Origin of the sequence: Streptomyces sp. NPDC060198 (genome assembly GCF_042728415.1) — a bacterium.
Lineage (GTDB): Bacteria > Actinomycetota > Actinomycetes > Streptomycetales > Streptomycetaceae > Streptomyces.
The window spans coordinates 1-13355 of record NZ_JBHWZJ010000196.1; the positions used below are offsets into that span (position 1 = coordinate 1).

The window sequence follows — 13355 nt, forward strand, 5'->3', positions numbered from 1 at the left end:
CGTGCGATTCCGGCCGGGCGTGCGGCCGGTGCGGGACCCGGGGGTCAGTGACCCAGGACGATGCGGTGGATCAGGTCCTTGCCGTCCGTGCCCGAGCCGGACTTGTCCACGACGTACGCGACACCGTCGGCGACCGTGACGTGGTTCGGGTTGGCGCCCGTGGCGAGGGTCTCGACGACGGCGCCCTTCTTCGGGTCGACGACCGTCACGTTGGCGTCGGTACGGTTGACGACCACCACGCGGCCCGACTTCTTGTCGGTGGCGACGGCCAGCGGACCGTTGCCGGTGGCGACGGTCGACGTGACGGCGCCCTTCTTCAGGTCGATGACCGAGAGGGTGCCGGCGGTCTGGTTCGCGGTGTACGCGGTCTTGCCGTTGGCGGACAGGGCGACCGAGATCGCGCCGTCACCGGCGGGGATGAAGCGCGGCGCCTTGTGCGGGGCGACCTCGATGACCCGGTCGTTGTTCAGGTCGGCGGTGTAGACCGTGCCGGTCTTCTCGTTCAGCGTGAGGCCGGTCGGGCTGGAGCCCTCGATGGTGACCCGGCCCTTCTCCTTGAGGGTCTTGGAGTCGAACGCGACCAGGCTCGCACCGGCGAAGCTGCTCGCCCACACCGTGTCGTGCTTCTCGTCGACGACGATGTCACGGCCGTGCGCGACGTCGGTCAGCGTGGCGAGGTGCGCGCCGGTCTTCTGGCTGTAGACCGAGACGGTGTTGTTGCGGGTGTTGGTCGTCCAGACGGTGTTGTGCTCGTCGTCCACCGCGACACCGTAGACCGCCTCGACCGCGCCGGTCGCCGCGTCGGTGACCGGCGGCACGATGGTCTTCTCGACCTTCAGGGTGCGCGGGTCCACCTTCAGCAGGCTGGAGTTGGTGACCGGCGGCCGGCCCACGGCGGTGGTCGCCCACAGCACGTGGTTCCGCTCGGAGTACGAGGACTGGTACAGGCCCGTCGCCAGCGAGGCGGACGTGATGGTGGAGGCGGATCCGCCCTTGTGTCCCGTGGCGCTGGCGGTCGCCGTGCCGGCCAGGGCCAGCGAACCGCCCACGGCGAGGACGATGGCGGTGCTGATGGAGCGGCGGGTAACAGACGTCATGCTGCGTCAATCTCCTTGACTGGTGCGCCTCTTGTGGCGAGGCGTTGATCACTAGGTTAGCTTAGCCTTACCTAAGTTGCGCGAGTTCTGGAGTGGCTTGAGTCACAGTCCGAGGGGTGGGTGAACCCCCTAGGGGGCGTATGCGCCGCGGGGCGTTGTACGCGAAGGTGCGCACAACGCCCCGGGGTGGAGGAGGAGTTGCTCAAGCCGGCCGATGGGGGCGACCCCTTGGCTGCGAGCTCGTGGTGCCGATCCGTCAGGCGGATTCGCCCTGAGCCTGAGCCTGCGCCTGCTGCGGCTTGCGGCGGCGCAGGATGAACGTCGTGGCTCCTGCCGCTCCGACGGCGCCTCCGACGGCTGCCGCTCCGGCCGCCCAGGCGATCGTCGCGTACGAGACGTCATCGCCGACGCTCTGGACCGAGGCGGCGTTGACGGCCTCGTCGGTGGTGATCGCAGCCGTGTCCGAGGACGTGGACGAGGAGGCTGCCGTGGCGTCGGCGGCCAAGACGGTGAAGTCGACCTTGAGCGTCGTGGAGGGGTTCGGGGCGAGGAAGCGCAGCCAGTGCGCCCCGGGGGTCACCTCGGCCGGGATCTCCACGTCTCCCTCGAAGGATCCTTCGGCGTCGATGTCCCACTGTCCGAGGATGGCGTCGTCGTCGAGCTTGATGGTGACCACCTGCGAGGCCGGGAACGTGGTGACCTTGAAGTGGAGCTTCCCGCCGGGCTGTACCTCGCTGGCGGTGATCTCGGCCTTCGCTCCGCTCGCGTTGGCGGCGCTGGCGGGCGCGCCCGTGGCGGCGGGGATCACCGCGGCCGGACCGTCCGCGGTGGTGGAGCCGGTGCCCGCCGTCGCCCCGGTGCCGCCCGTGCCGCCGGTCGTCGCCGAGGCGTCCGCGCCGGAGGTGACGGTGAAATCGGCCTTCATGCTGGTGGACGGGTTGGGTGCGAGGAAGCGCAGCCAGTGCGCGCCCTTGGCCGCGGTCGCCGGGACGGTGACCGTGCCCGAGAACGAGCCGTCCGCCGCGATGCCGCCCGACCACTGACCGATGATCTCGCTGTCGTCGAACTTCACGGTGATCTGCTGGCCGGCGGGGAAGCCCGTCAGGCGGAAGGACACCTTGCCGCCCGCGGCGACGCTCGAACCCGCGGTGATGGTGGCCGAGGTGGCGGAAGACGAGCCGGTGCCCCCGGTGGTCGAGCCGCCCGTGCCGCCGGTGCCGCCGGTACCGGTGCCTCCCGTGCCCGTACCGCCGGTGGAGCCGCCGCCTGTGGAACCGCCGCCGGTGGAACCGCCGGTCGAGCCGCCTCCCGTGGTGCCGCCGCTGCTCGAACCGCCGGTGGAGGACGAAGAGGTGACGGTGAAATCGGCCTTCAGGCTGGTGGAGGGCTCGGGGGCGAGGACGCGTAGCCAGTGCGCGCCGGCGCCGGTCGAGGCCGGGACGGTCACCGTGCCGGAGAACGTGCCGTCCGCCTTCACGGCGGCGGTCCACTGCTTGAGGATCGTCTGGTCGTCGAGCTTGACCGTGATGTCCTGGCCCTGGACGAAACCGGACAGCGCGAAGGACACGGTGCCGCCCGCGGCCACCTTGGTCGTGCCGAGCTGGAACTTGGGAACGGCCGGCTCGGGCGTGGTGGTGGCCGCGGTGACGGTGAGTCCGGCGCTCTTGACGCTGGTTCCGGTGGCGAGGAAGCGGAGCCAGTGGTCGGTGCCGGGGGTGGTGTCGGCGGGGACGGTGACGGTGCCGGTGACGCTGCCGTCGGAGCCGCTGGTGAACTGGGCGAGGAGTGTGGCGTCGTCGAGCTTGACGCTGACCTTGCTGTCGGCGGGGAAGCCCGTCGCGGTGAACGACACGTCGCCGCCCGGCTTCACCGAGGTCGTTCCCAGGGTGACGGCGGGGGCCGACGCCTCGTCAGCGGCGGATGCCACCGTTCCGGCCGCCGAGGAATCCTCACTGGCCACCGCGAGCGGCATCGACAGCACGCCGAGGCCCAGCGTCGCCCCGGCGGTGAGCGCGGCCACCTTCGCGACCCGGCTGCGGGGACCGCGCAGCGGCGATATGGAGGAACGGAAAGGTCTGTCTGCGCTCATGGCGTGCTCCTGGCGGGCAAGAAAAAGTGCATGGGAGAGAGGCGGCGTCCACTGGCCGGTTCGGCAGGATGACGCCAACGATTGGTTAGGTTAGCCTAACCAACCTCAGGGGAGGGGTGTGGGTGCCCGGAGGGGTGCGGGCGGGACCCGCGTGTCGACGGGTGGAAGGTAAGGTAAACCTTACTTGTCGTCGTTCTTCGGAGTCCGCCCGCATGTTCGCGTCCGCACCGCCCGAAGGGGCTCCCCTCCACCCGCCCAGGACGGCACGCCCCGACGCGGTTCCGTTCCTCGCGGCGCCAGGCGTCGAGCTGCCGGAACCGGACGAGGTCGAGGAGTTCTGGGAGCGGGTGCGCGAGCGGGGGACGCCGCTGATCGCCCCCGATCCACAAGGCGGTCCCGACCACGCGGCCGTCACCTTCCTGTGGCGTGGCACGGAATCGACCCGGGCGGTCCAGGTCATGCCCAACAAGCTCGGCGACCCACGGGCCCCCGAGGGGAACCTGATGGAGCGTCTTCCCGGCACCGATCTCTGGCACCGTACGTTCCGGCTGCGCCACGACTGGCGCGGTACCTACGATTTCTACGTGGACGAGGGCGACGGCCCCGAGGCCGGCGGGGTCGGCTACTGGCAGTGGCTGCGGACACGGCGTCGCTCCGATCCGTTCAACTCCCGCCTTCTGCCGCGCCGCTGGGGCGGTGAGCCGGTGTCCTGGGCGGAGATCAGGGAGTCCCGGGCGCCCTCGGACTGGGAGCCCCGGTCCGGCGTGCCCCGGGGCACGGTGACCGAGCACGGCGTCCCCAGTGAGCACCTCGGGGAGGAGCGCCGGATCTGGCTGTACGAACCTCCGGCCCCTGCCGGCGGCGGCAGTCACGGCGAACTCCCCGTGCTGGTGCTGCTGGACGGAGAGCACTGGCGGCCGCTGGGGCTCGCGAACCTCCTCGACAACCTCGTCGCGGACGGCCGTGTCCCGCCGATGGCGGCGATTCTCGTCGACTCCGCCGATTCCGGGTCGCGTTGGCGGGACCTCGCCTGCCGTCCCGCCCATGCGGGCTTCCTCACCGACGAGTTGCTCCCGTGGTCCGCGCGGCTCCTGCCGCTCACGGAAGACCCCGCGCGTACCGTGATCGCCGGGCAGAGCCTGGGCGGCCTGTCGGCGACGTACACGGCACTGACGGCCCCGCACCGATTCGGCAACGTCCTGGTCCAGTCCGCCTCCTACTGGTGGCCGGACGGGCCGGAACCGGAGTGGCTCACCGGCCGGATCGCCGCCGCCTCGCGCCGCCCGGTGCGGTTCCGGCTCTCCTTCGGTGAGCAGGAATGGGTGGCGCTGCCCGCCGCACGGCGACTGCGGGACGTCCTCGAAGAGGCCGGGTACGACTACCGCTACCGCGAGTTCAACGGCGGCCACGACTACCTGTGGTGGCGTGCGGAGATGGCGGACGGGCTGACCGGGCTACTGGGGCCCGGGGTCTGAACCGACGCGGTCCCGCGCAGGGAGCGGCCGCCGCCCCGGGCGCCCGAGCCGGCGTCCGAGGCCTGTCGTCCGGCCCGTCGTCCGGCCCGGTGGGCGGGCCGGACGCGCGTGCGCGTCTCCGGCGCCGTACCGCCTATGCCGCCGCCACCGCGCACGCCGCGGCGAAGCCGGCCGGTACCTCGACGTCGACGACGGTCCAGCCGTCGGGCTGCGCCCCCGGGGACGGTCCCGTCCCCAGGTAGGCGCCGCCCAGCGCCTCACCCGCGAGCCCCTCGCCGGTGCCTTTGAGGTACGCCTCCTTGCGGGTCCAGCACCGTGCGAACGCGGCCGGCCGTTCCGTCGCCGCCAAGCGTTCCAACTCCGCCCGCTCGGCGGGGTGCAGGGCCGTCGACACGTCCATGGCCGTCGCTGCAGAAGGAAGCCGCTCGACGTCCACACCGACCGGCCGGACGGCCAGCGCCACCAGCGCCAGACCGTCGGTGTGCGACAGCGAGAAGTGCACCCGTCCGCCCGCGGGACCCGCCACCGCCGGCCGGCCGTGGAGGGCGCCGCACCCCGGGCACGCCAGCCGGACCAGCGTCACCCCGGCGGGCGGGAGTGCCAGGACTCCGCCCAGCAGCACGCGCAACGCCGTGTGGGAGGCCAGGTACATCGCCCGGTCCTGGGGGCGCCGGAACGCCGCGGCCCGGCCCCGCTCCATCTCGTCGAGGACGACCGGTCCGGCGGGTTCCTCACCCCAGGGCCGCACCGACCAGAGCAGCGGGTCCCCGCCGTCCAGCGCGGACGGCCCCGGAGGCCGGTCTCCCGGCGTCCAGGGCCGTACCTCGGCGGTCGGATTCACCACCGGGCGGACGCGCGGGCGAAGGCGGACAGGTCGGTCGGGTCGGTCATCCGTCGAGCTCCTTCAGCCGGGCCGCGAGGACGGTCGCGACGGTGTCGAGGTTATCTCCCTGGAGCAACCGTGCGTGGGTGCAGTCGAGATCGTGGTTGACGATCTCGCCCGTCACGTGCGCCCGCCAGGCATCCCGGGTGAGCCAGTCCTCCGCCCTCGGTGCCGCGGCCGTGAAGAACAGCACGTCGCCCCGGTAGGTGTCGTGCCGGTGCTCGCGCATCAGCCGCGCGTGGTGCGGCACGATGTCCACGATCCTGGACAGCGTGCGGTCGCTGAGTCCGGCGAGCGGACTGCCGCCCCTGCGCAGGGTGGCCAGCACGTCGGCGCGGGTCTGCTCGTCCGTGCGCTCGAAGCCCGCCATCCGCAGCACCGCCGTGAGCGCGTCGCCCTCCTCGGGAGCCGGGCGGGCGCGCCACATCTCGGACGGGAACGCGTCGAGCAGCGCCAGGAGTTCGACCTCCTCGCCCGCTTCCTGGAGCAGCACCGCGACGGCCTGTGCGAGTACGCCGCCCACCGACCAGCCCACCAGCCGGTACGGCCCGTGGGGCTGGACGGTACGCAGCCGCCCGGCGTAGTCGACCGCCTGGTCCCGCAGTGTCGCCGCGAGGGGCTCGTCGTCGGTCAGCCCGCGCACCTGGACGGCGTACAGCGGCTGTCCGGCGCCCAGCCGGGCCGAGAGGCCCGCGTAGCACCAGGCGATCCCGCCCGCCGGGTGGAACGCGAAGACCGGGGGCCGGTCACCGCCACCGCGCAGCGGCAGCAGGACGTCCAGCGCGTCGTCGGCGCCCGCGCCCGGTCCTGCGAGCCGCGCCGCCAGGGCCGCCGGGGTCGGCGTCTCGAAGAGCGAGCCGATCGTCAGCTCCGTGTCGCATTCCTCCCGCACCCGGGCCACCAGCCTCATCGCGAGCAGCGAGGTCCCGCCGAGGTCGAAGAACGCGTCGTCGGGGCCGGCCCCTTCGACGCCGAGAACGTCGGCGAAGAGCCGGGTCAGCAGCTCCTCCAAGGCCCCGGACGGGCGCCGCGCCCCCTTGCCGGCGGTGAACACCGGTGCGGGCAGGGCGCGTCGGTCCAGCTTGCCCGCCGGGCTGAGCGGGAACGCCGCGAGGGCCACCACCGCCGCCGGCACCATGTGGTCCGGCAGTACGCGCGCCAGCGCGGCCCGCACCTCGGCCGGGTCCGCCCGCCCCTGCACGTAGCCGACGAGGCGCTGTTCGCCGCCGTCGTCCTCGCGCACGAGGGCGCAGGCACCCTCGACGCCGGGCCGCGCGGACAGGGCCGCCTCGATCTCGCCGAGTTCGATGCGCTGGCCGCGCAGCTTCACCTGGTGGTCGGTGCGGCCGAGGTATTCCACCTCGCCCTGCCGCGTCCACCGTGCCAGGTCGCCGGTCCGGTACATGCGGCTGCTCGCAGGACCGAAGGGGTCGGCCACGAAACGGGCCGCCGTCAGCTCGGGGCGGTCGAGATAGCCGTCGGCCAACTGCGCCCCGGCGAGGAAGAGTTCGCCGGGCACTCCGGGCGGGCAGAGCTGGAGCGCCGCGTCCAGGACGTACAGCCGGGTGTTCCACACCGGGCGCCCGATGGGCACCGGGCCGCTGCCCTCCGCCGCACAGGTGTGGTGGGTGACGTCCACCGCGGCCTCGGTCGGGCCGTACAGGTTGTGCAGGCCGGCACCCGGCAACGTGACCGCGAAGAGGTTCGCGGTCTCGCGGGCCAGTGCCTCGCCGCTGCAGAACACCCGGGTGAGGCCGGTGCACCGCGCCGCCTCCGGCTCGGCGAGGAAGATCTGGAGCATGGACGGCACGAAGTGCAGTGTGGTGACGTCCTGTTCGCGCACCAGGCGGGCCAGGTACGTCGGGTCGCGGTGTCCGCCGGGCTCCGCGACGACCAGGGTCGCACCCTCGCGCAGCGGCCAGAAGAACTCCCACACCGAAACGTCGAACGAGGACGGTGTCTTCTGCAACACCCGTTCACCGGCGGCCAGTCGGTAGGTGTCCTGCATCCATCGCAGCCGGTTGTCGATCGCCCCGTGCGGGACGACGACCCCCTTGGGGCGCCCGGTGGAGCCCGAGGTGTAGATGACGTACGCCGGATGGGAGGGGGTGAGCGGGCGGCACGGATCGGTCGGCAGGTGCGCCGAGACGTCGAGGCCGTCCAGCACGACGAGAGGGGTCGCGCCGCCGTCCGGCAGCCTGCCCGCCCTGTCGGTGACCGCGCAGACCGGCGCCGCGTCCTGGAGCATGTCCAGCAGGCGCTGCTCCGGGTAGTCCGGGTCGAGCGGCAGATAGGCGGCGCCCGTCTTGAGGATCGCCAGCAGCGTCACGATCAGCTCGACGGACCGGGGGACCGAGAGGGCCACCACCGTGTCCGGGCGGGCGCCGAGGGTCCGCAGGTGCCGGGCCAACCGGTTGGCGCGGGCGTTGAGCTCCGCGTAGCTGAGCGACTCGTCGCCGTACACCAGGGCCGTCGCGGCCGGGGTCCTGCGGGCCTGCGCCTCGATCGGGCCGATCAGGTTCGTCGCCGGGAGCTCGCGCTCCGTACGGTTGAACTCGTCCCTGACCAGGTCCACTTCGTCCGGCGTGGCGATGGTGTGCGCGGCGAGCGGCAGATGCGGGTCCGCGTGTGCGAGCCGGTCGACCAGGTGGGTGAACCGGTCCTGGTGGGCGGCGAGGCCGTCCTCGGTGTAGAGCGCGGGGTTGGCGTCGTAGTCGACGAGCAGCCCGCGGCCGTCGGCCCGGTCGTAGACGTTGACCGTGAGGTCCTCCACCTGCCCGGCCGAGAGGTTGCGGGCCCGCACCGGCGCGCCCGCGAAGCGCACGTCGTAGTCGAAGGGCATCACGTTCACCAGCGGACCGACCAGGGCACGACTCTCGCCGAGCAGCCCGAGGTCGCGGCGGATGTCCTCGTAGCGGTAGCGCTGATGGCGGCGCACCGTACGGATGTTGAGGACGACCTGGCGCACCAGGTGCGCGAAGTCCGCCTCGGGGGAGACCTCCAGGCGCAGCGGCAGGACGTTCATCACCATGCCCGGCACCCGCAGCGCCACCGAGCCCATGCGGCCCATCATGGGCAGCCCGAGTACGACGTCCGGGCGCCCCGTGGCCCGGGAGGCGTAGAGCGCCTGGGCGGCGATCAGTACCTCGGGCCAGGTCGCCCGGAGCCGGGATGCCAACTCCCCTATTCTCTCGGTCGTTTCCGGCTCCAGCGACACGGTGCGGCGCAGCGAGGTCCGCGAGGGCAGTGCCCCGCGCCCCGCCAGCTGGGGTGCCTCGGGGCGGTCGGCGAACGCCTCGCTCCAGTGGGCCCGGTCGGCCGGGTGGGCCTCGGAGGCGCGGTACTCGGCGTCCTGCGCGACGAGTTCGGCCAGCGGACGGAACGGCGTCGGCGCGGGCGCCTGGCCGGCGGCCAGCGCGCTGTACACCTCGGCGGTGCGGCGCACGAGCAGGGAGTAGCCGAAACCGTCCATGGCGAGGTGGTGGATGCGCTGGTACCACAGCCACCGCTCCTCGCCCACGCGGAAGAGGGCGTGCCCGAACACCGGGCCCCGCGCCAGGTCGCAGGCGCGGGCGAGATCCTCCCGCATCCACGCCCCGGCGGCCTCGTCCGGGTCCTTCCCCGCCCGCAGGTCCGCTGTGTGCAGGGGAAGCCGGACTTCGGCGCGGACGCGCTGCCGGGGCCCTTCGGGACAGTCCTCCACCCGGATGCGCAGCGCGTCGGCCTCGGAGACCACCTGGCGCAGCGCGCCTGCGAAGAGCTCCGGGTCGACGGGGCCCTCGATCTCCACGCACTCCGCGGTGTTGAGCGCCGGGCTCAGCGGGTCGAGGGCCTGGGCGTACCACATGCCCGACTGGGCGGCGGTCAACGGCAGTACCGTGTCCGGCACTTCGGTGTCCGACTCCGCAGATTCGGCGCGCGGGGCGTCGAGGTCCGTCGCCGGGGCGCTCATGAGGCCACCAGCAGCGGCAGCCACGCCTGGACCGCGGGCTGTTCGGCGAGATCCGCGAAGGCGGCCCGCACTCCGTGTTCGCGGCGCCAGCGCTCCAGGAGCGCCATGATGCGTACCGAGTCCAGCCCGTAGTCCACGAGGTTCTCGTCGACCGGGATGTCCTCCGGGTCCTCGCCGAGGGAGTCGGCGATGTCCGCGCGGATCAGCTCAAGGGTGAGGGACATCGGCTCAGACCTCCTGGAAGAGAGCGTCGGTGGTGGTCACCACGGCGCAGCGGCCGGCCGTGTACCGCAGCGCCATGTCGTGGTCCTCCCGGGAGAAGTCGGCGACCGCGTCCGCGACCACGAACGCCTGGATGTCACGCTGCCACGCGTCCGCCGCGCTCATCAGCACGCCGATGTGCGCGTACACGCCGACCACGATCAGCTGGTCGCGGCCCTGCTCCCGCAGAAGCGCCTCCAGTTCGGTGCGCACGAAGGCGCTGTACTTCCACTTGGTGATGACGCTCTCGCCCTCGACGGGCGCCGTCCGCTCCGGCCCGGACAGCGCCGCCGGGTCGTCCGCCACCCCGGGTCCCCAGAAGTCGAGTTGCAGACCGCGCTCCTCGGGGGTCTGGCCGCCGCGCTGTGCCGAGTGCACCACCGGGACGCCCAGTTCGCGGCACTTGCCCAGCACCAGGGCCGTGTTGTCCAGCATGCCGGTCAACGGCTGCTCGCCGGCCGGGAACGCCTTCAGGAAGTGGTTCTGCAGGTCGTGGACGAGCAGCACCGCACGGGACGGGTCGACCGTCCACGCCACCCGGTTGGCGGGCAGTTCCTTTGCCGTGGGCAGTGGGTAGGGGGCGATGGCGGGCAGTGCCATGGGAGCGGGCCTTTCCTCGTGGTGCCGAGCCGGTGCGGCGGACCGCTGGCTCTTCTTGCTGACCTTGCCGATCCCCGTCTGCGGGAACGCGTCGACGAACTCGACCAGATCGGGGACCTTGTACGCGGCGATGCCGCGCGCGCGGACGAACCGCTTGATCTCGACGGACTTCAGTGGTCCGGCGCCCTCGCGGAGGATGACGTGGGCGAGGGAGCGTTCGCCGAGGTACGGGTCGGGGACGGCGACGACCGAGACGTCGTGGACGGCCGGGTGGGCCAGGATGATGTTCTCGACCTCTTCCGGGGCGATCTTCTCGCCGCCCCGGTTGATCTGGTCCTTCGCCCGGCCCTCGACCACGAGGTGGCCGGTGGGGGTGCGGCGCACGATGTCGCCGGTCCGGTAGAAGCCGTCCTCGGTGAAGGCCCGTGCGTTGTGGTCGGGGGCGCGCCAGTAGCCGCGGATCGTGTACGGCCCCCGGGTGAGCAGGTGGCCGAACTCGCCCTCGGCGACGTCCTCGTCGGCGTCGTCCACGACGCGGACCTCGTCGTCGGCGGAGATCGGGCGGCCCTGTGTGGAGACGATCGTCTCGTCGTCGTCGTCCAGCCGCGTGTAGTTGACCAGCCCCTCGGCCATGCCGAAGACCTGCATCAGCCGGCAGCCGAGCGCGGGTTCCAGCCGACGGGCGGCCTCCTCGCTGTACTTGGCGCCGCCGACCAGGACCAGTTCCAAGCTGGACAGGTCCTCCTCGGCCGCCGGAGCCGCGTCCGTCCACACCAGGGCGAGCGGGGGCACCATGCCGGTCATGGTGATCCGCTCCCGCTCGATGAGCGGGAAGGCCGTCGCCGGGTCGGGGCGGGGGCTCAGCACGACGGTGCCGCCCGCGTACAGCACGCCCAGCCAACCGGGCGAACTCATCGGGAAGTTGTGTGCGGCCGGCAGGACCACGAGGAATCTGGTGTCCTCGTCGACCCCACAGATCTCGTTGGACCCCCACAGCGAGTAGAGGTAGTCGTCGTGGGTGCGGGGGATCAGCTTGGAGACACCGGTGGTCCCACCGGAGAGCTGGAGGAAGGCGAGTTCGTGCGAGCGAGGACTCTCGACCGGTGCGGCGGGATCCATCGGCACGTCGGAGAGCGCGGTGTGCTCGCCCGGATCGCCCACCACGAAGACCTCACGCAGACTGGAGGTCAGCTTCCGCACATGGGTGGCGAGTTCGCGGTAGTCGTAACCCGCATGCCGGTCCGGTATCACGTACGCGACGGCCTCGGTGAACGCGCAGAAGTGCTCGACCTCGGTCTCCCGGTGCGCGGGCAGGGCGTACACGGGCAGCGCGCCGATCCGGAAGAGAGCGAAGACCACCTCGATGAACTCGCCGATGTTCGGGAGCTGGAGGACGACGCGGTCGCCCTTGGTGATCCCGCGGGCCGCGAACCCGGCGGCCAGCCGGTCGGCGCTCTCGTCGAGTTCCCGGTAGGTCCAGGTGCGGCGCGCCGGCGCCGGGTCCACCAGGGCCGTCCGGTCGGGGTGCGCACCGGCGCGTTCGCGCAGGAAGTCACCGAAGGTCTCACCGCGCCAGTAGCCGGCGGCGCGGTAGCGCGCGGCGAACTCGGCGGGCCAGGTCGGCGCGTCCGGGCTTCCCGGGGTGAGCGGTTCGTGCTCGGTGGCCGTCACAGCTGGGCCCCCACGGCGTTCAGGAAGGTACGGAACTTCGCGCCGGTCTCGGCGGTCTCCGCCTCGGGCGAGGAGTCCGCCACGACGCCGGCCCCGGCGAACAGGCGCAGCGAGCGGCCCTCGGCCTCGGCGCAGCGGATGGTGACGACCCACTCGCCGTCGCCGTCCGCGTCCTGCCACCCGACCATGCCGGTGTAGGCACCCCGGTCGAAGGGCTCGGACTCGGCGATGACGGCGCGGGCGGCCGGGGTGGGCGTGCCGCACACGGCCGGTGTCGGGTGCAGCGCCGCGGCGAGCCGCAGCGCGGTGGTGTCCGGGTCCACCAGATCGCCGGTCAGTGTGGTCGACAGGTGCCACATGGTGGCGGTCCGTACGAGGGTGGGGCGCTCGGGCACGTCGAGGCGGGTGCAGAACGGGGCGAGGGCCTCGCGTACGGCGGCCACCACCACGGCGTGTTCGTGCAGGTCCTTGGGGGATTCCAGCAGAGCGGCGGCCCGCCGGACGTCCTCGGCCAGGTCGGGACTGCGCGGTGCGGAACCGGCCAGCGGGTTGGCGACGAGCCGCCCCTCCTGCCGGGCCACCAGGAGTTCGGGGCTCGCCCCGATCAGGGTGCGGCCGGGCCCCGTGGGCACCGCGAAGGTGTAGCCACCGGGGTCGCGGCGGGCTAGCCGGCTCAGCATCGCGGGCAGATCGGGCTCGTCGGGCGCGGTCAGCTCCAGGGTGCGGGCGAGCACCACCTTGGCGAACTCCCCGGCCCGCATGCGGCGTACGGCGGAGGCGACGGCTTCCGCGTACTCCGCGGCGGCCGGGATCTCGCGCACCTGCCAGGAGTTGCCGTCCTCGGCCGGGGGAGCGGGCAGGGCGACCAGCGGGTCCCTGCGCAGCGCGGGCGCCCACTCCACGGACTCCGGGACGACCAGCGCGGCGGGTGCGTCCGCGTCGAAGGGTATGGACCCGACGACGACGGGCGCGGGGTCCCCGGCCCGCCGCCGGGCGTGCAGTACGCCGCGTACGCGCTCCTCCACCGGCTCCGTACCGTGCGGCACTTCGGCGAGTACGCCGCGGCCCAGCAGGGTGCACGTCGGCGAGGCCACGAACCGGTCGGTGCCGGGGCGGTAGGCGTCGAGCAGCGCTGTCGCCGCACCCGGAGTGACGGGGGCGGGGTCGGTGAGGCCGGGGGCGGCCGAGGGGGATTCGTGCACGGAGAGGGACATGGGTGTCTCCTGCGGTGGAGGGAGCCTGCCACGGTCGGCGGCAGGGCGGTGAGACAGGGGGACGGCGCGGGGGCCGGGCGGTGTCCGGCGGCTCGCGGCCGGGATCACGGCCC

General features: G+C 72.9%; 8 protein-coding genes and 1 pseudogene. 1 reads left to right on the forward strand and 8 read right to left on the reverse strand.

Features of this window, described 5'->3' with window-relative positions; all coding sequences use genetic code 11:
• Positions 1-44: 44 nt before the first annotated feature.
• Positions 45-1097 carry a YncE family protein gene (locus ACFWEP_RS22210; RefSeq protein WP_387372097.1) on the reverse strand — a complete coding sequence of 351 codons (1053 nt, stop codon included), beginning with the start codon at positions 1095-1097 and terminating at the stop codon, positions 45-47.
• A gap of 256 nt (positions 1098-1353) precedes the next feature.
• Positions 1354-3186, reverse strand: coding sequence for a hypothetical protein (locus ACFWEP_RS22215; RefSeq protein WP_387372099.1), 1833 nt, complete (start codon positions 3184-3186; stop codon positions 1354-1356).
• 212 nt (positions 3187-3398) lie between these two features.
• On the opposite strand from ACFWEP_RS22215, the gene fes reads away from it, so the two are divergent.
• Complete coding sequence (fes, locus tag ACFWEP_RS22220; protein ID WP_387372101.1) at positions 3399-4661, forward strand: enterochelin esterase; 1263 nt, start codon at positions 3399-3401, stop codon at positions 4659-4661.
• A 133-nt stretch (positions 4662-4794) separates the two neighbouring features.
• Here fes and ACFWEP_RS22225 read toward each other — a convergent pair whose 3' ends face one another.
• From ACFWEP_RS22225 to ACFWEP_RS22250, 6 genes and pseudogenes are all read right to left on the reverse strand, one after another.
• Complete coding sequence (locus ACFWEP_RS22225; protein WP_387372103.1) at positions 4795-5505, reverse strand: 4'-phosphopantetheinyl transferase family protein; 711 nt, start codon at positions 5503-5505, stop codon at positions 4795-4797.
• 43 nt (positions 5506-5548) lie between these two features.
• Positions 5549-9496: an amino acid adenylation domain-containing protein gene (locus ACFWEP_RS22230; RefSeq protein ID WP_387372105.1), complete on the reverse strand. Its 3948-nt coding sequence runs from the start codon at positions 9494-9496 to the stop codon at positions 5549-5551.
• Positions 9493-9720 (reverse strand): phosphopantetheine-binding protein, encoded by a 228-nt coding sequence (locus tag ACFWEP_RS22235; RefSeq protein WP_387372107.1) that lies wholly within the window; start codon positions 9718-9720, stop codon positions 9493-9495. Before ACFWEP_RS22235 ends, ACFWEP_RS22230 begins: the two co-directional genes overlap by 4 nt.
• 4 nt (positions 9721-9724) lie before the next feature.
• Positions 9725-10357 carry an isochorismatase family protein gene (locus ACFWEP_RS22240; protein WP_387372111.1) on the reverse strand — a complete coding sequence of 211 codons (633 nt, stop codon included), beginning with the start codon at positions 10355-10357 and terminating at the stop codon, positions 9725-9727.
• A 21-nt stretch (positions 10358-10378) separates the two neighbouring features.
• Positions 10379-12028 (reverse strand): annotated as a pseudogene (locus ACFWEP_RS22245) ((2,3-dihydroxybenzoyl)adenylate synthase); the annotation flags it as partial.
• Complete coding sequence (locus tag ACFWEP_RS22250) at positions 12025-13242, reverse strand: isochorismate synthase (protein WP_387372109.1); 1218 nt, start codon at positions 13240-13242, stop codon at positions 12025-12027. The gene ACFWEP_RS22250 and the pseudogene ACFWEP_RS22245, both read right to left, overlap by 4 nt.
• Positions 13243-13355: the final 113 nt, after the last annotated feature.